Below are 17,919 nucleotides of genomic sequence, written 5' to 3' on the forward strand. Positions count from 1 at the left end.
GCAAATGAGATTTGCTGAGACTGTCACTATATCGCTGCTCGTCGCGAACTAAGCGAGGGAAATCGCCATCGGTCATTCAGCCTGCACCGTCATCCCGAGCCGAATGAGTTTGCGCACCGCTTCCGGCCGGGTCGGCTCCTCGTCCTGAGCAGCAATCCATGAGTCGAGCGCGGCCAGGTCGGCCGGTTGCAATCGAACCATGATGGGGGCGCCTTTGCCGGCAGGGCGTTTTTTCGTGGTATCACGAGTTGCGTCACTCATAATCTCGTGGTATCACGACAGCGACCTGAAGGAAAGGCGGCAACCTCTCCTCCAGGCCTGACCGCAAACCCTGTACTAGAGGGATTGAAGCTATGAACGATCTAGCATTGTCTAGGCGTGCCGTCACGCGCGCGCTTTTCCTACTCCCCGCTGCCGCTGTTCCTGCTGCTGCCGTCGCGGCGCCGGCTTTCGTGTGCAGCCCGGCATCAACCAGTCCCGAGATGTCGGCGGTAATTTCTGCCCTCCGCGCCGCCCAAGCTGCAAGCGACTGCCACGGCAAGGTGATTGAGGATCCGGCATGGGAAGCTTTGCGCCAGTGCCGTGACGCAATCCCTCATCGCACCACCGCGAGCGGCTTCGAATATCGCGGGGCGGTCAGGCATATGTCGACGGATCGCGCCGCTGACGTGGGCGCCGCCAAGACGGCATGGCGGGCTGCGACGGCCGATCTGATGTCCGAAGACTATGCGCGGACCTGCGCTGAGCTTCGTGGCCTGATCGAATGGCGCGAAGCGGAAGAGATCCGCGCGCGACACCGGCTCAACATCAATTCGATAGTCGCAGAGAGCAATCGCCTCAGTGATGCCAGCGTCGACGCCCTCTATGATGTCGAGAACTTCGCTGTGGCGACGATCGCTGATCTGATCGCCAAGGTTGAGCTGATCGAAGAGACGGATGGACAGGTCGACATCGAAGTTTTGCTGCGCGACCTGCGCCGCATTGCTGGGGAGGTCGTGGCATGATCGACTTCAATCCCACAGGCTGGATTCGCAGCTTCATCGCTGTCGGAGGCACGATCTATCTTAGCGCGGACGGCGTTCGCATCGGGTACTCGCCGGAGAACGAGGTAGCTACCGAAGCCGTCCGGGCAATCGGGCGCGAGCCGGAAAGCTGGAGGGCAGTGAAGGCTCAGCTCTCGGTATTCACCGGGGAGGCTGACGCATGATCCTCTATCGCCAGAACTATGCCGCGCTGACTTTCGTGCCGAAGCCGCGGAAGCGTAGGCCGATCCTGAGCATCCGCCCGCGCCGCGTTCGTGGTCGGCGGAAGCCCAATGCGCCAACCGGTGCGACGCGGCCGGCCTTCGACCTTCTCGGTCGGATTGATGAGATCCGCGATCGGCATGGGCTCAGTGACAGCGCGATCGGCCGCCAAGCGGTCAATGATCCGAATCTGGTCTACGCATTGCGCGAGGGCCGGCGGATCAGGGAGCAGACGCGAGCGAGGATCGAGGCCTGCCTCGACCAGATCGAGGGAGGGTGCTGATATGGCGAGTAGAGCCCCAAAGCCCCTGCCCTATCGCCCGCGCCACCGGCGGACGTGGCTTCGGCGTCACGACCGCCGGCGCGCCCAGCCGGTTCCGACCGTTGCAGCTATGCTGACAGTTTTTCCGGTCCTTCGCCGCGCCGAACTGGAGCGGATCGCGCATCGAGCGATCGACCAAATGGACGAGATCGACGGCGACTCCGATCGGGAGGAGGACGACTGGCTGGAAGAAGATGACTGGCCGGGCGGCAATGTCGAGGATGAGGGGCAGATCAACGAGATCGAGCCCTACACCGGGCCGATAGCAGGGCCAGGGTCGCGCGACATTGCAAATGAGCGCGCATCGCATCTGGGCAGCCGGCCATGTTGATCCGGCGGCGCAACGCCGAGGATCAGCAGCAGCTTCCGCTTATCGAGCCTGATGCAATCCCCCTTTCCGGGGATAGCCCAAAGGGTGGCCGGCAGGCGCAGGATGCAAGCTACCTTTCCCCGATCCTTCTGGAGATCGAAAGGAGGCTCAGAGCGACGGGAATGTCCGCCAGCCGATTCGGGCGTCTCTCGGTGAACGATCCGCGCCTGGTGCATGATCTGAGACGCGGCCGCGATCCGTCCTCGCGCATCGTTGCCCGCGTGCGCGCATTCATGGCCAAGGATGCCAGCGAAAAACGCTAGTGGGCGGAATAGTGGGGAAGAAATACCGGCGGCAGAAAAAATGCCACCTTTTCAACGTTGTAGAAGGAAAGGTGGCGGAGACGGAGGGATTCGAACCCTCGGTAGCCCCTTAAGGCTACGACGGTTTAGCAAACCGCTGGTTTCAGCCACTCACCCACGTCTCCGCACGAATTTGCCTACCGGAAACCGGGAGGCAGTGGCTAGGCGACGGGCTATAGCGACGGCTTTGATCCATGGCAACGGTCCAAATGTGCGATTTTTCATGCGGATTTGCACAATCGGATTCAATCTGGCTTAGAATCGACTCCGGTGGGCGTTCGTTCATTGTCGTTTCAGCTTGGCGACGGATAATCTGACGGATGTTTTCAAGAGCGGGCTTCGGGGAGTATCGGGTAATGATCGGCAGCATGGGGCGCACGGGCGCCCGCTTCGCACGGGTGGGTGCCCTGATGGCGGCACTCGGCGGGCTCCTGCTGGCGCCGGTCGCCAGCGCGCAGATTCGCACGGTCGATCCCAACACGGCGATCGATTCCGATCTTGCGCCGCCGCCGGTCCAGAACAGCACGCCGACCGATCCCGGCGTCGACTCCAGCCTGCCGCCGCCAGCCACCTCGACTGATTCCGGCACCTATAATGCCGCCCCCGCTGTCGGCGGTGCCACCGCCACCGGCGCGCCCGTGACGTCCAATTCGCCGCCGGCCGCGATGGCGCCGGGCGAATCCTATCAGGAAGATGATCTGATCGGCGCGGCCGAAGGCGTGTTCGGCAAGGGCGCTGAGGGCCTGGCCGGCATCATCGAGAAGATCCTCAAGGATCAGGGCCAGCCCAATGCCTATATTTCCGGGCGCGAGGCGTCGGGCGCCTTCGTGGTCGGCCTGCGCTATGGTTCGGGCACGCTCAATCACAAGATCGAGGGCAAGCGCGAAGTCTATTGGACCGGTCCGTCGATCGGCTTCGACGTCGGCGGCAATGCCGCCAACACCTTCGTCCTGGTCTATAATCTCTATGACAGCCAGGATCTCTACCACCGTTTCCCGGCGGCCGAAGGCACCGCCTATCTGGTCGGTGGCTTCACCGCCAGCTATCTGCGCTGGGGCAGCGTGGTGCTGATCCCGATCCGCCTGGGCGTCGGTTATCGCCTCGGCGTCAATGCGGGCTATATGAAGTTCAGCGAAAAGCGGACCTGGCTGCCCTTCTGACGGTCATAGCAGGGAGAGCTGGGCGCCTGCGTCGCCGCTCTCCCCCGCTTCTCCCTCGCCTTCCAGATTATGGATGCCCAGGCCCAGCAGCCGGGCTCCCATGCGCAGCGGCAATTGCGCCTTCAGCAGCGCGCGACCAGCATCCACCAACTGTTCGACCGACCGGACCGGCGCGGCAAAGCTGCGCGACCGGGTGATGATGCGGAAATCGGCGAACTTCACCTTCAGCACCACGGTCCGGCCATAGGCCTGCGCCTTCTCGATTCGGGCCCACAGGCTTTGCGCGATCCGCTCGATCTCGCGCAGCAGCGCTTCTTCGGCGACAAGATCCTCGAAGAAGGTGTCCTCGACGCTGACCGACTTGCGCCCCTGTCGCTCATGCACCGGCCGGTCGTCCTCACCCCGCGCGGCGCGATAATAGAAGAGCGCGCTGCTGCCGAAATGGGTCTTGAGGAAGGGCATGTCGCGATCGCGCAGGTCGGCGCCGGTCTCGATCCCTAGCTTGTGCATCCGTTCGGCGGTGACCGGGCCGATGCCGTGAATCCGCCGCACCGGCATGCGCGCCATGAAGTCGGCGCCTTCCGTCGGCCGCACCACGCACAGCCCGTCGGGCTTGTTCTGGTCCGACGCCAGCTTGGCGATCAGCTTGTTGTAGGACACACCGGCCGATGCGGTGAGGCCTGTTTCCTCCTGGATCAGCCGCCGGATTTCCTGCGCCACCTGCGTCGCCGACGCGATCCCCGGCTTGTTCTGCGTTACGTCCAGATAGGCCTCGTCGAGCGAGAGCGGCTGGATCATGTCGGTGAAGCGCGCGAAGATCGCGCGGATCTGGGCAGATACGCTGCGATAGACTTCGAAGCGCGGCTTCACGAACAGCAGCTCGGGGCATAATCGCCGCGCTCTTGCACCCGGCATCGCCGATCGCACGCCGAATTTCCGCGCTTCATAGCTGCAGGTGGCGACCACGCCGCGCGGACCGCCTCCGCCCACGGCGATCGCCTTGCCGCGCAGGCCGGGATCGTCACGCTGTTCGACCGACGCATAAAAAGCGTCCATGTCGATATGGATGATCTTGCGCAGCGCGGGCGGCGGGGCGTCCATGGCCGGCCTTATGCCACCATGGGAACGAAAGGGAAACAGTCGGGCGTGTCAGCCCTTCTTCTTGCCCTTTTCATCCTTGGCCATGGCCAGCAGCGCGGCAAAGGGGCTGGCCTGATCCTCGGTCAGTACCCCGGCCTCGCGCAGATAGCTGTCGGCCTCCGGCGCGCGCGGATAGGGTTCCATCGCCAGCGCCACGGTTTCGGCCACCGCCTCGCCCATGTCGATGACATTGCCGTCATAGCCGATCGTGTCGCAATCCTCCGCGTCCAGCTCCAGTTCCTCGCCCTCGGGCAGGTCGCCGCTCTCGGGCACGAAGCGCAGCAGGAAATCGGTGTCGATCGTCTCGGGCACCGGCAGGCCGGTGGCGACGCAGGGCTGGGCCAGGGCGGCGCGGACCCGCCCGCGTGCCAGGATCGTGCTGCCCTCCGCGCTCAGCCGATAATCCGCCTCCAGCCGGTCGAGCGCCAGCAGCGCAAAACGGCGCATCAGCGCGGCGCGCTCGCCCTCATCGGCGCTGATGGTCACCAGACTGTCGCCCAGCTTGCCCAGCTGGTCGGCGCGCACGGGGCGCGAAAATTCGATCATGTCGCTCATCCAAGGTCTCCAGCCAGCAAGGCGTCGCGGGTCAGGCATGCCAGGCGTGTCCAGCGTGCGCGCAACGCGCCCTCGACATGGCAGAGCGCTTCTGCCGACGGGGCATCACCGCGATACAGGTTTCGGCGCAGCGCATCCTCCAGATCGCCCTCCCCCGTCAAGGCCGCACGATAGGCCGCCAGTCGTCCGCCCAGCGCGCTCATCATCCGGCCGATATGCTTGCCGACGACAACATCGCCAATCCCTTCCTGGCGCAACTGGCCGTCCATGTCGTCGACGAAAAGTTCGGTCAGCCACACGCTGTCCTGCGCCGCGCCCAGCGCCTCCAGTCGCATCAGCACCTGCGCCAGTATCGCGACGATCATGTCGAACCGGCCGTCCAGCGTATCGGGCACACCGCCCTGCAGATACCAGTGCGGCTGCCGTCCCTCGGCCACCACCGCATGATAAAGCGGCATCAGGCCCGCCTTGGGATCATCGCGGCCCAGCAGGCGCTGGAGGAAGGAAGGACGGGATTGGGACATGGGTTGCCGTCTTTTCGTGATGGAATGTGGGCCAGCGGGCTTCGCGGGCGCGTGCGCCCCTTGCCGGGGCCTGCGCATTTCCATATTGATCGCTGGGCCGCCCGATGCAATGGCGGCTTTCTGTTTCTTGGGTTCGCGGGCCCGTCCCCGCAGGAGAAGACCATGCGCAAGTTTAGCCGCCAGTCCCGCCGCGGGCGTTTCCTGCTGGCTCTGGGCCTCGGCGCGATCGTGATCAGCGCATCGGGCTGTACCCGCATCCGCACGCATCAGGGCTATCAGGTCGACAAGCTGCTGGTGGACTCCGTCCAGCCCGGCATCGACAACCGTGCCTCGGTCGAAGGCACGCTGGGCCGTCCCAGCTTCGTCGCCCAGTTTGGCGAACAGGACTGGTATTATGTGTCGCGCGACATGCGCTCGCTTGCCTTCTCCAACCCCAAGCCGGTGTCGCAGACCGTCCTGCATGTCCGGTTCGATCCGGCCGGCAACGTCGTCGCGGTCGATCGCATGGGCCTGGAACAGGTCGCGCACATCTCGCCGACCGGCGACAAGACCCCGACGCTGGGCCGCCACCGCAGCCTGTTCGACGAGATTTTCGGCAATATCGGTGCCGTGGGTGCCATGGGTGCCGGCTCGGCCGGTGGTGCCGGTCCGGGCGGCGGCCCGAACGGCAGCTGAGGCTGTCCACACTGTGAAGACATAAGCGCCGTCCTGTCCATCATGGACCGGGCGGCGTTTTTGTTCGGACGGCATAGCCTGGTCATCGGATCGACAGCGGTTCGACCTGCGACAGGCACAAAAAAAACGCCGTTTCCGGCGGTTTTTGCTTCCTTCCTCACCGAAGGAAAATGGTGCCCAGAAGAGGACTCGAACCTCCACGACCTTGCGATCGCCAGCACCTGAAGCTGGTGCGTCTACCAATTCCGCCATCTGGGCACGGGGTAGGAGTGCGCCTCTAACGGCGGCCTCCAGACCTGTCAACGCGGCAATGCGTTTTTTTTGAACTTTCACGGGAAAGGGCTATTTTTGCCGTCAAAACATGGCAATCCGGAGCCATGCCGTGCCCCGGTCCACAGCGATGGAGCCTTTGAAACTTGAACGCGCCCGAATCTTCCCCCCAATTTCTCGCGCGTGCCGACGGGCTGCGCCTCGCCTATCGCCATCGTCCGGGGCAGGGGCCGACCATCCTCTTCCTGCCGGGCTACATGTCGGACATGGAAGGGGGCAAGGCGATCGCGCTCGACGCCTGGGCCGCCGAGCAGGGCAGGGCGATGCTGCGGCTCGACTATGCCGGTTGCGGCGCCAGCGAGGGCCGGTTCGAGGATGGCACGCTCGCCAGCTGGCGTGATGATGCGCTGGCCCTGATCGACGGGCTGACGCAAGGGCCGCTGCTGCTGGTCGGATCGTCGATGGGCGGCTGGCTGGCGCTGCTGATTGCGCTGGCCCGCCCGGACCGCATCATGGGGCTGGTCGGCATCGCCGCCGCGCCCGACTTCACGCAGTGGGGCTTTACCGATGCCGACAAGGCGCTGCTGGCGACCGAGGGGCGGATCGAGGAACCCACGCCCTATGGCGACCATCCCTATGTGACGACGCTCGGCTTCTGGCAGTCCGGTCAGGCGCATCGCTTGCTGGACGATGCAATCGCGATCGACTGCCCGGTCCGGCTGCTCCAGGGGCAATGCGATACGGATGTCCCCTGGGAGATCGCGTTGCGCACGGCCGACCGGCTGCGTTCATCCGATGTGCAGACGCTGCTCATTAAGGATGGCGACCATCGCCTTTCCCGCGACGGCGACATCGCCCTGCTGATCCGCACCGTCGCCGCTCTTCTGGACAATCGCTGATGCCCGTCATCCTCCCCCTCCTGATGTTCATGCAGGCCTATGATCCCGAGATCGAGGCGGTGATGCGCAACAGCCGCAAGAAGAAGGAGGATGCCGCAGCGGCGGCCGCCTCCGCAGCGTCAGTCCAACAGGCCGCGGCCGCCCGTTCGGCGCCCGACGCCGACGGGCGCATCCCGGTCCCGGCCAAATTTGCCGGGCCGTTCCAGGCCTGCCTCGACCAGGCGCTGGAATCGCCGGACAAGGCAATCACCTTCGCCCAGAATTGGCGGATCGACGGCGGCAGCTTCTACGCCCGCCACTGCATGGGCTTTGCTTTGTCGCGGGCGGAGCGCTGGGGGCCGGCGATCGTCGCCTTCCAACAGGCGGCGGAGGAGGCCGAGCGCGGCGGCGAGATCGTGCAGAGCGCGCGCCTTTGGGGGCAGGCCGGCAATGCCGCCCTTGCCAGCGGCGACGCCAAGAAAGCGCGGGAGGATTTCGACGCGGCGCTGGCGCGCGGCCTGCCCGATGGCATGGAAAAGGGCGAACTGCATCTCGATCGCGCCCGCGCGCTGGTGGCGCTGGGCGATGTCGATGGCGCGCGTGGTTCACTCGACACCGCGCTGACCCAGGCGCCCAAGGATCCGCTCGCCTGGCTGCTGTCGGCCACGCTGGCGCGCCGCACTGGCGAACTGTCACTGGCCCAGGCGCATATCGCCCGCGCGGTGCAATTGTCGCCCGATGATGCCTCGGTCGCGCTGGAGGAGGGTAATATCGCCGTCCTCACAGATCATGCGGACATCGCCCGCTCGGCTTGGCAGCGGGCGGTGAAGCTGGCGCCGGATGCACCGGCTGGCAAGGCAGCGGCGGAAAATCTGGGACGTCTGGAACCGGAGGCAACGGCGCCCAAGCCGGCGGGCTGATTGATCAGCAAGATTTTGTCACGGAACCCCCATCCGATCCCGCCCGTTCGCCGACCGAGCGGGATAACGGAATGGATGGTAATGATATGACTGGCAAATTTTCCCGCATGATAGCGCTTGGCCTGTTGCTGGCTGGCGCGACCTCGCTCACGGCCTGCTCGCGCGGCGCAACCCGTGGTGGCCTGATCGGTGGCGCAGGCGGCGCGGTGATCGGCAGCGCGACCGGTCTCGGCACCACCGAGGGCGCTGTCATCGGTGGCACTGCCGGCGCGATCATCGGCGACAAGAGCGACTGTTCGAAGAAGGACCGCCGCCGGGGCCGCTGCTGACCCTATTTCAGGTAGAAGTCGACGGTCGTGACCACGCGCACCTTCTTGTAGGGCGTGTCGCTCGATCCGTCGCCGCCCTCGCCGTCGCGCGGGTCGATCGAGAAATAGCCCTGGGTCGCGCTCTTGATGCCGCCGACGCCGGACCCTGAATCCTTGGCGAACTGCTCGGCCGCCGCGCGCGCATCCCGCGTCGCGGCCGCCACCATCGGGGGTTTGAGGTCGTTGAGCCTGGTAAAGCTGTAGCGCATCCCCGATCCTTCCTGCAGCGTCACGCCGCGCCGGACCAGGTCGAACTGCTGGGCGACGGCGCGCTGGGCGCGGGCAATGTCGGTGGTGCGCAGCAGCATCCGCTGGGTGATGGTGATATTGTTGATGCCATTGTTGAGATATTGGTTCACGCCCGCGCCGACCGGGGTCAGCGCATCGGGCTTGAACCCCAGGCTGGCGAAATAGGCCTTGAGTTCCTGGGTATTGGCGTCGATTTCCGCCCGTACCGTCGGCAGGTCGGTGCCGGTCGCCGAATAGCTGATCGACCAGGTGGCAAGGTCGGCGGTCACGTCCTTCTCGGCCAGGCCCCGCACCGTGACCGATCGGTCCGCCGCCCTCGCGCGCTTGAGGCCGTCACCCAGCAGATAGCCGCCCGCGATCACGCCGACCGCCAGTACCGCCGCCGAACCCAGAAGCACCTTGTCCCGCATTTCCAGAGCCATGATCGCTTTCCTCTTCCGCCGGGCCGGTCCCGGTCCTATCTAGGGAGCTATCTGCCAATCTACCGATGAACCGTTGCTTTATGGCGACGAACGGAGAAAGCTTTGCTCAAATATCTGCACACGATGATCCGCGTCACGGATCTCGACAAGACCATCGGCTTTTTCGAACTGCTCGGCCTCAAGGAGGTCAAGCGCTTCGACAGCGAGGCGGGCCGCTTCACCCTCGTCTATCTCGCTGCGCCGGGCGACGAGGACGCGCAGGTGGAACTGACCTACAACTGGCCGCCGCAGGATGGCAGCCCGGCGGAAGTCTATGATGGCGGCCGCAATTTCGGCCATCTCGCCTATCAGGTCGACAATATCTACGAGACCTGCCAGCGGCTGATGGACGCCGGCATCATCATCAACCGCCCGCCGCGCGATGGCCACATGGCGTTCATCCGCACCCCCGACAATATCTCGGTCGAACTGTTGCAGGACGGCCGGCTCGACCCGGCCGAACCCTGGGTGTCGATGCCCAATATCGGGGCGTGGTAAGCCGATGCTGCAGGTCGTCCGCGTCCCTGTCCTCTCGGACAATTATGTCTGGCTGCTGTATGATGATGCCAGCGGCCAGACAGTCGCGGTCGACCCGTCGGTCGCCGACCCCGTGCTGGCGGCTGCTGCGGAACGCGGCTGGACCATCGACCAGATCTGGAACACCCATTGGCACCCCGATCATGTCGGCGGCAATGCCGGTATCAAGGCGGAGACCGGCTGCCTCATCACCGGCCCGGCGGCCGAAGCGGCGAAGATCGACACGCTCGACCGGCAAGTGGGGGAGGGGGACAGCGTCCGCATCGGCGATCATGTCGCCATGGTGATGGCCGTTCCCGCCCATACCGCCGGCCATATCGCCTATCATCTGGCCGATGACGCGATCCTCTTCGTCGGCGACACGCTCTTCGCCATGGGCTGCGGCCGCCTGTTTGAAGGGACGGCGGCGCAGATGTTCGCCAATATGCAGCGGTTCAAGGCGCTGCCAGGCGATACCATCGTCTATTGCGCCCATGAATATACGGAGAGCAATGGCCGCTTCGCGTTGACGGTGGAGCCGGACAATGCCGCGCTTCAGGCGCGCATGGCGGATGTCGTTGCTGCCCGTGCGCATGGCGAGCCGACAGTGCCCACGACGATCGCGCAAGAGCGCGACACCAACATCTTCATGCGCGCGCAGGACGTCGCCCAACTGGCGGAGCGGCGCGCCGGCAAGGACGCATTTTAGGCGCGGTCCTCGACGGATTCCGCACTATCATGGCGTCCTGTTTGCAAGGACATGGATGGAGAGAGGCGATGCGCGCATGGATATGTCTGGCCCCGCTGGCGCTGGCGGCCTGCAGCGGCACTTATGAGCCCACGCCGCTGACCGAGAAGCAGGCGGCCAAGATGGACAAGGCGCTGGCCGGACTGGTGCCGGGCGACAAGCTGACCTGCGTCAACCGCGAGCCGCAGACCAATTTCACCGTCATCAGCGGCAATACGCTGCTCTATCGTGTCAGCAAGAAGCTGGTTTACAAGAATGAACTGATCGGCAGCTGCAATGGCCTTGCCCGTGGCGACACGATGATCGTGCGCACCTTCGGCTCGCAATATTGCCGGGGCGACATCACCAGCAGCGCCGATCTGGTCAGCGGCATCGCCACCGGCAATTGCGCGCTGGGCGATTTCATCCCCTATCGCGCACCGGCAAAATAGGTCCGGGGACGCGCCTACCCCTTGTAGAGCGCGTCCAGCCGGTCCTGATAGCGTTTGCGGATGACATGGCGCCGGATCTTCATCGACGGCGTCAGCTCCTCATTCTCGATCGCGAACGGCTCATCCGCCAGGATGAAGCGGCGCACCCGCTCGATCACCGACAGATCGTCATTGACCCGGTCGACCGCCGCGCGCAGCGCCGCCAGATAGGTCGGATCATCGGTGATGCCCTTGATCGGCCGGCCATTGGCCGCCGCCCATTCCATCGTCCATTCCGAATCCGGCACCAGCAGGCCGACCAGATGCGGGCGACGATCGCCATAGACCATCGCCTGGCCGATCTCCGGCTGCAGCGTCAGCATGCCCTCGACCTTCTGCGGCGACACATTGTCGCCCTTGTCGTTGACGATCAGATCCTTCTTGCGGTCGGTGATGCGGATGCGGCCGCGGCCATCGATCTCGCCAATGTCGCCGGTATGCAGCCAGCCATCCTTGAGCACCTTCTCGGTCTCGGCCGGGTTGCGCCAATAGCCGTGCATCACCAGCTCGCCGCGCACCAATATCTCGCCATCTTCCGCGATCTTGACCTCGACCCCGTCCAGCGGCGGGCCGACCGTGTCCATCGCGATGCCGGCGGCGGGGCGGTTGCAGCTGATCACCGGTCCGGCCTCGGTCTGGCCATAGCCTTGCAGCAGCATCAGCCCCATAGCCTCGAAGAACAGGCCGACATCCGGGTTCAGCGGCGCGCCGCCCGACACCAGCGCCTTCATCCGCCCGCCGAAACGGGCGCGAATCTTGGGGATCAGGGTGCGCGCCAAAAGCGCCTTCATCGGCAGGTCGACGATCGACGACTTGCCCTGCTGTTCCTTGGCGGCGATGCGCAGTGCCTGGTTGAGCAGATAGGTGGGGAATTTGCCCTGCTTCTCGATCGACTTGATGATGCGGGTGCGCAGCACCTCGAACAGGCGCGGCACCACGACCATGATGGTCGGCCGGGCTTCCTCGATATTGCTGGCCAGCTTCTCCAGCCCTTCGGCATAATAGATCTGCCCGCCCAGCAGCATCGGCAGGAACTGGCCGCCACTATGTTCATAGGCGTGGCTCAGGGGCAGGAAGGACAGGAAAACCTCGTCGCCCCAGCCAAAATCCTCCAGCACCACCTGTCCCGCACCTTCGACATTGGCCAGGATCGCGCCATGATGCTGCATCACGCCGCGCGGGGCGCCGCCGGTACCGCTGGTATAGATGATGCAAGCCTGGTCGCTGCGCACGGCAGTCTGGGCCAGCGCACAGGCATCGACATCGGCCGGATGGGCGGCGATCAGGTCGGACCACAGGCGGCAGGTATAATTGCCCTGCGCACCGCGGATCGGCTCCATCGGAATGACCAGGCTGACCTGCGATCGCAGCACCGCCGGCATCAGCGTCGTCGCCAGCTTGGCGGTCGACACGATCACCGCGCGCGCGCCGCTGTCGGTCAGGATATGCTGATGGTCGCGCGTCGTATTGGTGGTGTAGGTCGGCACCGTGATGCAGCCCGCCGCCATGATGGCGAGGTCGGCGATGCAGAATTCCGGGCGATTTTCGCTGACCAGCATCACCGGGTCGCCGGGCTTCAGCCCTTCCGCCTTCAGCCCGGCCGCCATCGCCGCCACCTGGCGCGCGACTTCGGCCCAGCTCAGCAATTGCCATGTGCCCTGCGTCTTGCGCCACAGGAAGGGCGCGTCGCCCTTTTCCTTGGCGCGGGCAAAGAACATGGTGACCAGATTGGGGAAACGTTCGATCGCCCTCACAGGCTCAACTCCTCTTACATCGGCGCGTCTGCCGCGCGCCTGCAGCGCCAGCTGGCTATAGCCCGGCCTTGCCGTAACGGCCATGCACAATAACCGGTTTCGGCGCATATCGCTGCGTCGAATCGGGAAAGCGCGCGCTCTAGAAAGGCTGGCCGAATGGCGCAAGCGCCAATGGGATCAGTCGAACAGCCCGTCCTGCGACCCGGCCGGGGGATTGAGGCCCAGATGCTTCCAGCCCGGCCCGTTGAGGCAGCGACCCCGTGCGGTGCGGGCGATCAGCCCCAACTGGATCAGATAGGGTTCGACCACTTCCTCGATCGTGTCGCGCGCCTCGGACAGTCCGGCCGCCAGCGTCTCGACCCCCACCGGACCACCGCGATAGATATCGGCGATCATGTGCAGATAGCGCCGGTCCATCAGGTCGAGGCCGAGATGATCGACCTCCAGCCGTTGCAACGCGGCGTCCGCCACCTTGGCATCGACGGTCGGGGCGCCGGCGACATTTGCAAAGTCGCGCACCCGGCGCAGCAGCCGCCCGGCGATGCGCGGCGTCCCGCGCGACCGGCGGGCAATCTCGATCGCGCCGTCCGACGTGATCGCCAGGTCCAGCAGGCGCGCCGCGCGCCGGACCACCAGCTCCAGCTCGTCGACGGTATAGAATTGCAGCCGCACCGGAATGCCGAAACGATCGCGCAGCGGCGTCGTCAGCAACCCCTGGCGCGTGGTCGCGCCGACCAGGGTGAAGCGCGGCAGGTCGATCCGGACCGACCGGGCCGACGGGCCTTCGCCGATCATCAGGTCGAGCGCCCGGTCCTCCATCGCGGGATAGAGCACTTCCTCGACCGCCGGATTGAGCCGGTGAATCTCGTCGACGAACAGGACATCGCCCTCGTCCAGATTGGTGAGCAGGGCGGCCAGGTCGCCCGACTTGGCGATCACCGGGCCGGACGTGGCGCGGAAACCCACGCCCATTTCCTTGGCGACGATCTGTGCCAGCGTCGTCTTGCCAAGGCCGGGCGGGCCGAAGAACAGCACATGGTCCAGCGCCTCGCCACGGGTGCGCGCCGCCTGGATGAAGATACGCAGATTCTCGCGCGCCGCCTGCTGCCCGACAAATTCGTCGAGCGACTTGGGCCGCAGCGCCGCATCGACATCCTCGGCACGACGGGCCGGGGTGATCAGGCGATCCTCTTCGCTCATCAGCGGATATCACTCATTTCGTCATGCTGAACTTGTTTCAGCATCCATCCTGCCCCCGTCACGGACTTAAGGGGGGCAATCCCAATTCCATCGCCAGATCGCTCCATTGCGGATTGTCGGCTTCGATGAGATTGATTTTCCATTGGCGATGCCACCGTTTCAGCTGCTTTTCGCGAAGGATGGCCTGTTCCATCGTATCGCAGGCTTCGTAACGGACAAGCCGATGCACGCCATATCGAGCGGTAAAGCTCGGCATCCTGCTTGCGCGATGCTGCATCATCCGGCCCAGCAAGTTGGAGGTCACGCCGATGTAGAGCGTGCCGTATGGCTGACTCGCCAGAATATAGACGCACGGCTGCTTCATTGATGCCTCCGTTCGGTGCAGCCGGCGCCATGGATGCTGAAACAAGTTCAGCATGACGGCCTTGGCGGAAGGCCGTCACTTCGCCGCCTTCCGCAGCGCCAGGCGGACCAGCGCGTCAAGGCTGGCGCCTTCGCCCAGTTCCTCTTCGGCGGCGGCCACCGCGCCGCTCGCCTCGGCCGGCTTGAAGCCCAGATTCTGCAGCGCCGACAGCGCGTCGGCGGCAAAGCTGCCGGTCGGCAGCGCGACCACGCCCGGCATGCCGGGCGCACCGGCCGGGGCGGCGCCGATCTTGTCCTTCAGCTCATTGACGATGCGCTGGGCGAGCTTCGGGCCAACGCCATTGGCACGCGCGATCATCGCCTTGTCGCCCATCGCCACCGCGCGGTGCAGTTCCAGCGGCTCCAGCGCCGACAATATCGCGAGCGCCACGCGCGATCCCACGCCCTGCACATGGGTCAGCAGCCGGTACCAGTCGCGCTCCTCGGCGCGGGCAAAGCCGACCAGCCGGATCGAATCCTCGGCCACCAGCATCTCGGTATGGATGGTCACCGCCTCGCCCACCGGGCCGAGCGCCGCCAGCGTCCGCGATGACGCGCCGACCAGATAGCCGACCCCGCCGACATCGATGATGGCATGGTCGATGCCCGTGCTGTCCAGCCGTCCTTTGAGTTTCGCGATCATCGCCATTGCCCCATGGTCATGATCTGTTCTTTACAGCCTCTTGCGCCCCGCGCCAGACAAAAGCGCATGGCCGCTCGGGCACCAAATGGCGGCCCGTGCGTAATGCCGGTCGATTGCCATCCGCCAGAGGACCAAGAGACGATGCTGATGACCGCGCCGATGCTGACCCCCAAGGATTTCGAATTTCCCGCGATCATGCTGTCGGGCGTGGTCGATCATGGCATGTATCTGCATTTCAAGAATTGCCTGTCCACCGCGCCGCAGCAGGGGCTGGTGGTGGTGGAAATCTCCACCCTGGGTGGCGATCCGGAGATCGCGCGGATGATGGGGGAGGATATCCGCTTCCATTCGGACCTCTATCCCGAACGGCGCCTGGTCTTCCTCGGCAAGACCGCGGTCTATTCGGCCGGCGCCACCTTCATGAGCTTCTTCGCCACCGAGAATCGCTATCTGACGCGCGGCACCCGGCTGATGATCCATGAGCGGCTCATCACCAAGAATATCCATCTCGAAGGGCCGCTCTCCACCTGCATCGCTACGCTCAAGGCCTCGCTCCACGAGATCGAGGCATCGATCGCGATCCAGAATGAGGGGTTCGCCAATCTGATCCTGGGATCGCAGGTGACGATGGAGGAGGTGCTGCAGCGTGCGCCGGAAAACTGGTATCTGGAAGCCAATGAGGCAGCCGCGCTCGGCCTGGTGGCGACCGTGCTCTAAACGCTTGCGCGGCGGCATTTTCAGGCCTTTGATGCGCCATGGCCAAGACGCAGAAGCGATCCACCCTCTTTCCCTGGCGCTATGGCATGTTCCTCATGCTGCTGTTGTCGATCGCGCCGCTGGCCCTTTGGCTGCCCTGGCATGAGGCGGTGATGGGCGGGTTCGACCTGGCCGCCATCGCCTTCTGCCTCGCCGCCGTGCCGCTGATCGATTCCGATCCGGCACAGATGCGGCGCGAGGCCGTGCTCAACGACGCCAACCGGCAACTGATGCTGCTGCTGACCGGGGTGGTGTGCATCGTCATCCTGGTCGCGGTCGGCGTCGCCGCCAGCGCGCCGGGCCATCCCGATGCGGAAAGCGTCGTGCTGCTGCTGGCGACGCTCGTCATCGCCTGGCTCTTTTCCAACCTCGTCTATGCGATGCACTATGCCCATGCCTTCTACCTCGCCGATGACAAGGGCAAGGATGCGGGCGGCCTGGATTTCCCGGACACGGACGAGCCGGTCTATTGGGACTTCCTCTATTTCGGCTTCACCCTCGGCATGACCTTCCAGACCTCCGACGTGTCGATCACCGCGACCGGCATGCGCCGCACGGTGACGCTCCACTGCCTCGCCGCCTTCGTCTTCAACCTCGGCATCCTCGCCTTCACCATCAACGTGCTGGGCGGCTGAGGCGATGGCTTCATGGCTTGCTTACCAATATCGGCTATAAGCCCGATCCCATGAGCAAGAGCGCCGATCCCTGCCCCAAATCCGCCGTCAGCCATGGTGTCGGCATTGCCGGCCTTGTCGGCCTTGGCCTCTGGACCCTGGTGGCGCGCCATTATGGCATGAACGGTCCCAATGCCGGTCTGGCTGCCGTAGTCGCCTGCGGCATACCGATGGTGCTGTGGTCGCTGCTGGTGGACAAGGTGCATCGCAACCCCAGCACCGGCGTCGACTGGAACGCGCCGGCCCGCTCGGTCCGCAGCATGCTCGACATCAGCCTGGTGAAGATCGCAGGCCTGTGGGCCACATGGCTGGCCATTGCCGTCTGCTACTGCATCGGTCGCTGGTATTGGACCGGCAGCTATCGTTTCGCCATGGATCTGCTGATGGCGGCGGCGCCCTGGCTGCTGTTGCTGTCCATCCCCTATGTCATCTGGCTCGACCGCCGGCTGGTCGAACCGCGCGATGCCTGTTTCGCCTTCGGTCAGTGGGTCATCGGTGGCGCGGCCGGCAAGGCGGACATGGCACAGGTCGCCAACCATGCCCGCGCCTGGGCGGTGAAGGGCTTTTTCACCGCCTTCATGATCAGCATCGTGCCGGGCAATTTCGCCAGCGTCATCGACTGGCGGCTCGACGACCTGCTGCACAATCCGGTCGCGCTGACCGGTTTCCTGATCGGCATCATGTTCATGATCGACGTCTGCATGGCGACGGTCGGCTATCTGCTGACGATGAAACCGCTGGATTCCCATATCCGCACCGCCAATCCCTATCTGGGCGGTTGGCTCGCGGCTTTGCTCTGCTATCCGCCCTTCGTCATGATGGGGGCGGGCGGCCCGTTCGACTATCATGGCGGCGGCGCCGAATGGGATGTCTGGACGCACGGCATGCCGGCGCTGCAATGGGGGCTGGGCGCCTTGCTGGTGCTGCTGACCGCCATCTATGCCTGGGCGACGGTCGCCTTCGGCATCCGCTTCTCCAACCTTACCCATCGCGGCATATTGACCCATGGGCCCTATCGCTGGACCCGCCACCCGGCCTATCTGACCAAGAATCTCTTCTGGTGGTTCTCGTCGCTGCCCTTCCTCACCACCACGGGCAGCCTGACCGACATGGTGCGCAATTGCGCGCTGCTGGGTGTCACCAACGCTGTCTATTATTGGCGGGCCAGGACGGAGGAACAGCATCTGTCCGCCGATCCCGCCTATCAGGCCTATAGCGACTGGATGGCACGCAATGCGCCGGTGCCGCGCTTCTTCGCCTGGGTCGTCGGCCGCAAGCCGGACGCGCCACGGGAAACCCAGCCCGCCGAATGACCGGC

The 17,919-nt window shown here is 64.9% G+C and carries 25 protein-coding genes and 2 tRNA genes; 16 read left to right on the top strand and 11 right to left on the bottom strand.

Going from position 1 to position 17,919, the window contains the following annotated elements; all coding sequences use genetic code 11:
• Nucleotides 1-72 precede the first annotated feature (72 nt).
• Nucleotides 73-261 carry a hypothetical protein gene (locus U0025_RS19910; protein WP_037490707.1) on the bottom strand — a complete coding sequence of 63 codons (189 nt, stop codon included), beginning with the start codon at nt 259-261 and terminating at the stop codon, nt 73-75.
• A 92-nt stretch (nt 262-353) separates the two neighbouring features.
• On the opposite strand from U0025_RS19910, the gene U0025_RS19915 reads away from it, so the two are divergent.
• From U0025_RS19915 to U0025_RS19935, 5 genes are all read left to right on the top strand, one after another.
• The gene (locus tag U0025_RS19915) at nt 354-1,004 is read left to right on the top strand and encodes a hypothetical protein (RefSeq protein ID WP_004209263.1); all 651 of its coding nucleotides are present in this window, start codon (nt 354-356) and stop codon (nt 1,002-1,004) included.
• A complete protein-coding gene (locus U0025_RS19920) occupies nt 1,001-1,207 on the top strand; it encodes a hypothetical protein (RefSeq protein ID WP_004209264.1) in 207 nt (68 codons plus the stop codon). Before U0025_RS19915 ends, U0025_RS19920 begins: the two co-directional genes overlap by 4 nt.
• Nucleotides 1,204-1,527, top strand: a complete 324-nt coding sequence (locus U0025_RS19925) for a hypothetical protein (RefSeq protein ID WP_004209265.1) — start codon at nt 1,204-1,206, stop codon at nt 1,525-1,527. The genes U0025_RS19920 and U0025_RS19925 overlap by 4 nt, the downstream gene beginning before the upstream one ends.
• Nucleotides 1,528-1,636: 109 nt before the next feature.
• Complete coding sequence (locus tag U0025_RS19930; RefSeq protein ID WP_257010960.1) at nt 1,637-1,897, top strand: hypothetical protein; 261 nt, start codon at nt 1,637-1,639, stop codon at nt 1,895-1,897.
• The gene (locus tag U0025_RS19935) at nt 1,891-2,199 is read left to right on the top strand and encodes a hypothetical protein (protein WP_051156888.1); all 309 of its coding nucleotides are present in this window, start codon (nt 1,891-1,893) and stop codon (nt 2,197-2,199) included. Before U0025_RS19930 ends, U0025_RS19935 begins: the two co-directional genes overlap by 7 nt.
• Before the next feature lie 72 nt (nt 2,200-2,271).
• Here the strand turns inward: U0025_RS19935 and U0025_RS19940 are convergent.
• A tRNA-Ser gene (locus U0025_RS19940) sits at nt 2,272-2,363 on the bottom strand.
• Between the two features lie 231 nt (nt 2,364-2,594).
• On the opposite strand from U0025_RS19940, the gene U0025_RS19945 reads away from it, so the two are divergent.
• Nucleotides 2,595-3,398 (top strand): DUF1134 domain-containing protein, encoded by an 804-nt coding sequence (locus U0025_RS19945; protein ID WP_004209269.1) that lies wholly within the window; start codon nt 2,595-2,597, stop codon nt 3,396-3,398.
• Nucleotides 3,399-3,401: 3 nt separating this feature from the next.
• On the opposite strand, the gene dinB is transcribed toward U0025_RS19945, so the two are convergent.
• From dinB to U0025_RS19960, 3 genes are read right to left on the bottom strand one after another with little or no spacing between them, the layout of a single operon-like run.
• Nucleotides 3,402-4,499, bottom strand: coding sequence for a DNA polymerase IV (gene dinB, locus U0025_RS19950; protein ID WP_004209270.1), 1,098 nt, complete (start codon nt 4,497-4,499; stop codon nt 3,402-3,404).
• Nucleotides 4,500-4,547: 48 nt separating this feature from the next.
• Nucleotides 4,548-5,093 (bottom strand): YceD family protein, encoded by a 546-nt coding sequence (locus U0025_RS19955; protein WP_004209271.1) that lies wholly within the window; start codon nt 5,091-5,093, stop codon nt 4,548-4,550.
• Nucleotides 5,090-5,617 carry a ubiquinol-cytochrome C chaperone family protein gene (locus U0025_RS19960; RefSeq protein WP_037490710.1) on the bottom strand — a complete coding sequence of 176 codons (528 nt, stop codon included), beginning with the start codon at nt 5,615-5,617 and terminating at the stop codon, nt 5,090-5,092. Before U0025_RS19960 ends, U0025_RS19955 begins: the two co-directional genes overlap by 4 nt.
• 162 nt (nt 5,618-5,779) lie before the next feature.
• On the opposite strand from U0025_RS19960, the gene U0025_RS19965 reads away from it, so the two are divergent.
• Nucleotides 5,780-6,292: an outer membrane protein assembly factor BamE gene (locus U0025_RS19965; RefSeq protein WP_004209273.1), complete on the top strand. Its 513-nt coding sequence runs from the start codon at nt 5,780-5,782 to the stop codon at nt 6,290-6,292.
• Between the two features lie 171 nt (nt 6,293-6,463).
• Here U0025_RS19965 and U0025_RS19970 read toward each other — a convergent pair.
• A tRNA-Leu gene (locus U0025_RS19970) sits at nt 6,464-6,550 on the bottom strand.
• Between the two features lie 158 nt (nt 6,551-6,708).
• Between U0025_RS19970 and U0025_RS19975 the strand changes: the two genes are divergently transcribed.
• The 3 genes from U0025_RS19975 (at nt 6,709) to U0025_RS19985 (ending at nt 8,689) form a co-directional block, all read left to right on the top strand.
• Nucleotides 6,709-7,461, top strand: a complete 753-nt coding sequence (locus U0025_RS19975; protein WP_004209274.1) for an alpha/beta fold hydrolase — start codon at nt 6,709-6,711, stop codon at nt 7,459-7,461.
• Entirely contained in the window at nt 7,461-8,360 is a 900-nt protein-coding gene (locus U0025_RS19980; protein ID WP_004209275.1) for a tetratricopeptide repeat protein, read from the top strand. Before U0025_RS19975 ends, U0025_RS19980 begins: the two co-directional genes overlap by 1 nt.
• 86 nt (nt 8,361-8,446) lie before the next feature.
• A complete protein-coding gene (locus U0025_RS19985) occupies nt 8,447-8,689 on the top strand; it encodes a hypothetical protein (RefSeq protein ID WP_037491869.1) in 243 nt (80 codons plus the stop codon).
• A 2-nt stretch (nt 8,690-8,691) separates the two neighbouring features.
• On the opposite strand, the gene U0025_RS19990 is transcribed toward U0025_RS19985, so the two are convergent.
• A complete protein-coding gene (locus U0025_RS19990) occupies nt 8,692-9,399 on the bottom strand; it encodes an SIMPL domain-containing protein (protein ID WP_004209277.1) in 708 nt (235 codons plus the stop codon).
• A gap of 102 nt (nt 9,400-9,501) precedes the next feature.
• Between U0025_RS19990 and U0025_RS19995 the strand changes: the two genes are divergently transcribed.
• From U0025_RS19995 to U0025_RS20005, 3 genes are all read left to right on the top strand, one after another.
• Entirely contained in the window at nt 9,502-9,936 is a 435-nt protein-coding gene (locus U0025_RS19995; RefSeq protein ID WP_004209278.1) for a VOC family protein, read from the top strand.
• 4 nt (nt 9,937-9,940) lie between these two features.
• Nucleotides 9,941-10,663, top strand: coding sequence for a hydroxyacylglutathione hydrolase (gene gloB / locus U0025_RS20000; RefSeq protein WP_004209279.1), 723 nt, complete (start codon nt 9,941-9,943; stop codon nt 10,661-10,663).
• Nucleotides 10,664-10,731: 68 nt separating this feature from the next.
• Complete coding sequence (locus U0025_RS20005; RefSeq protein WP_004209280.1) at nt 10,732-11,133, top strand: hypothetical protein; 402 nt, start codon at nt 10,732-10,734, stop codon at nt 11,131-11,133.
• 14 nt (nt 11,134-11,147) lie between these two features.
• Here U0025_RS20005 and U0025_RS20010 read toward each other — a convergent pair whose 3' ends face one another.
• From U0025_RS20010 to ruvA, 4 genes are all read right to left on the bottom strand, one after another.
• A complete protein-coding gene (locus U0025_RS20010) occupies nt 11,148-12,926 on the bottom strand; it encodes an AMP-dependent synthetase/ligase (protein WP_004209281.1) in 1,779 nt (592 codons plus the stop codon).
• Between the two features lie 177 nt (nt 12,927-13,103).
• On the bottom strand, nt 13,104-14,126 hold the full coding sequence (ruvB, locus tag U0025_RS20015; RefSeq protein WP_004209282.1) for a Holliday junction branch migration DNA helicase RuvB: 1,023 nt from the start codon (nt 14,124-14,126) through the stop codon (nt 13,104-13,106).
• Nucleotides 14,127-14,184: 58 nt separating this feature from the next.
• Nucleotides 14,185-14,490: a GIY-YIG nuclease family protein gene (locus U0025_RS20020; protein ID WP_004209283.1), complete on the bottom strand. Its 306-nt coding sequence runs from the start codon at nt 14,488-14,490 to the stop codon at nt 14,185-14,187.
• Nucleotides 14,491-14,565: 75 nt separating this feature from the next.
• Nucleotides 14,566-15,171, bottom strand: a complete 606-nt coding sequence (gene ruvA, locus U0025_RS20025) for a Holliday junction branch migration protein RuvA (protein ID WP_037491871.1) — start codon at nt 15,169-15,171, stop codon at nt 14,566-14,568.
• A gap of 141 nt (nt 15,172-15,312) precedes the next feature.
• On the opposite strand from ruvA, the gene U0025_RS20030 reads away from it, so the two are divergent.
• From U0025_RS20030 to U0025_RS20040, 3 genes are read left to right on the top strand one after another with little or no spacing between them, the layout of a single operon-like run.
• Entirely contained in the window at nt 15,313-15,888 is a 576-nt protein-coding gene (locus tag U0025_RS20030) for a hypothetical protein (protein ID WP_004209285.1), read from the top strand.
• A 38-nt stretch (nt 15,889-15,926) separates the two neighbouring features.
• The gene (locus tag U0025_RS20035) at nt 15,927-16,562 is read left to right on the top strand and encodes a DUF1345 domain-containing protein (RefSeq protein WP_004209286.1); all 636 of its coding nucleotides are present in this window, start codon (nt 15,927-15,929) and stop codon (nt 16,560-16,562) included.
• 50 nt (nt 16,563-16,612) lie between these two features.
• Nucleotides 16,613-17,914, top strand: a complete 1,302-nt coding sequence (locus tag U0025_RS20040; RefSeq protein WP_037491874.1) for a methyltransferase family protein — start codon at nt 16,613-16,615, stop codon at nt 17,912-17,914.
• The last annotated feature ends 5 nt before the right edge of the window (nt 17,915-17,919 follow it).

This window comes from Sphingobium yanoikuyae (genome assembly GCF_034424525.1).
Lineage (GTDB): Bacteria > Pseudomonadota > Alphaproteobacteria > Sphingomonadales > Sphingomonadaceae > Sphingobium > Sphingobium yanoikuyae.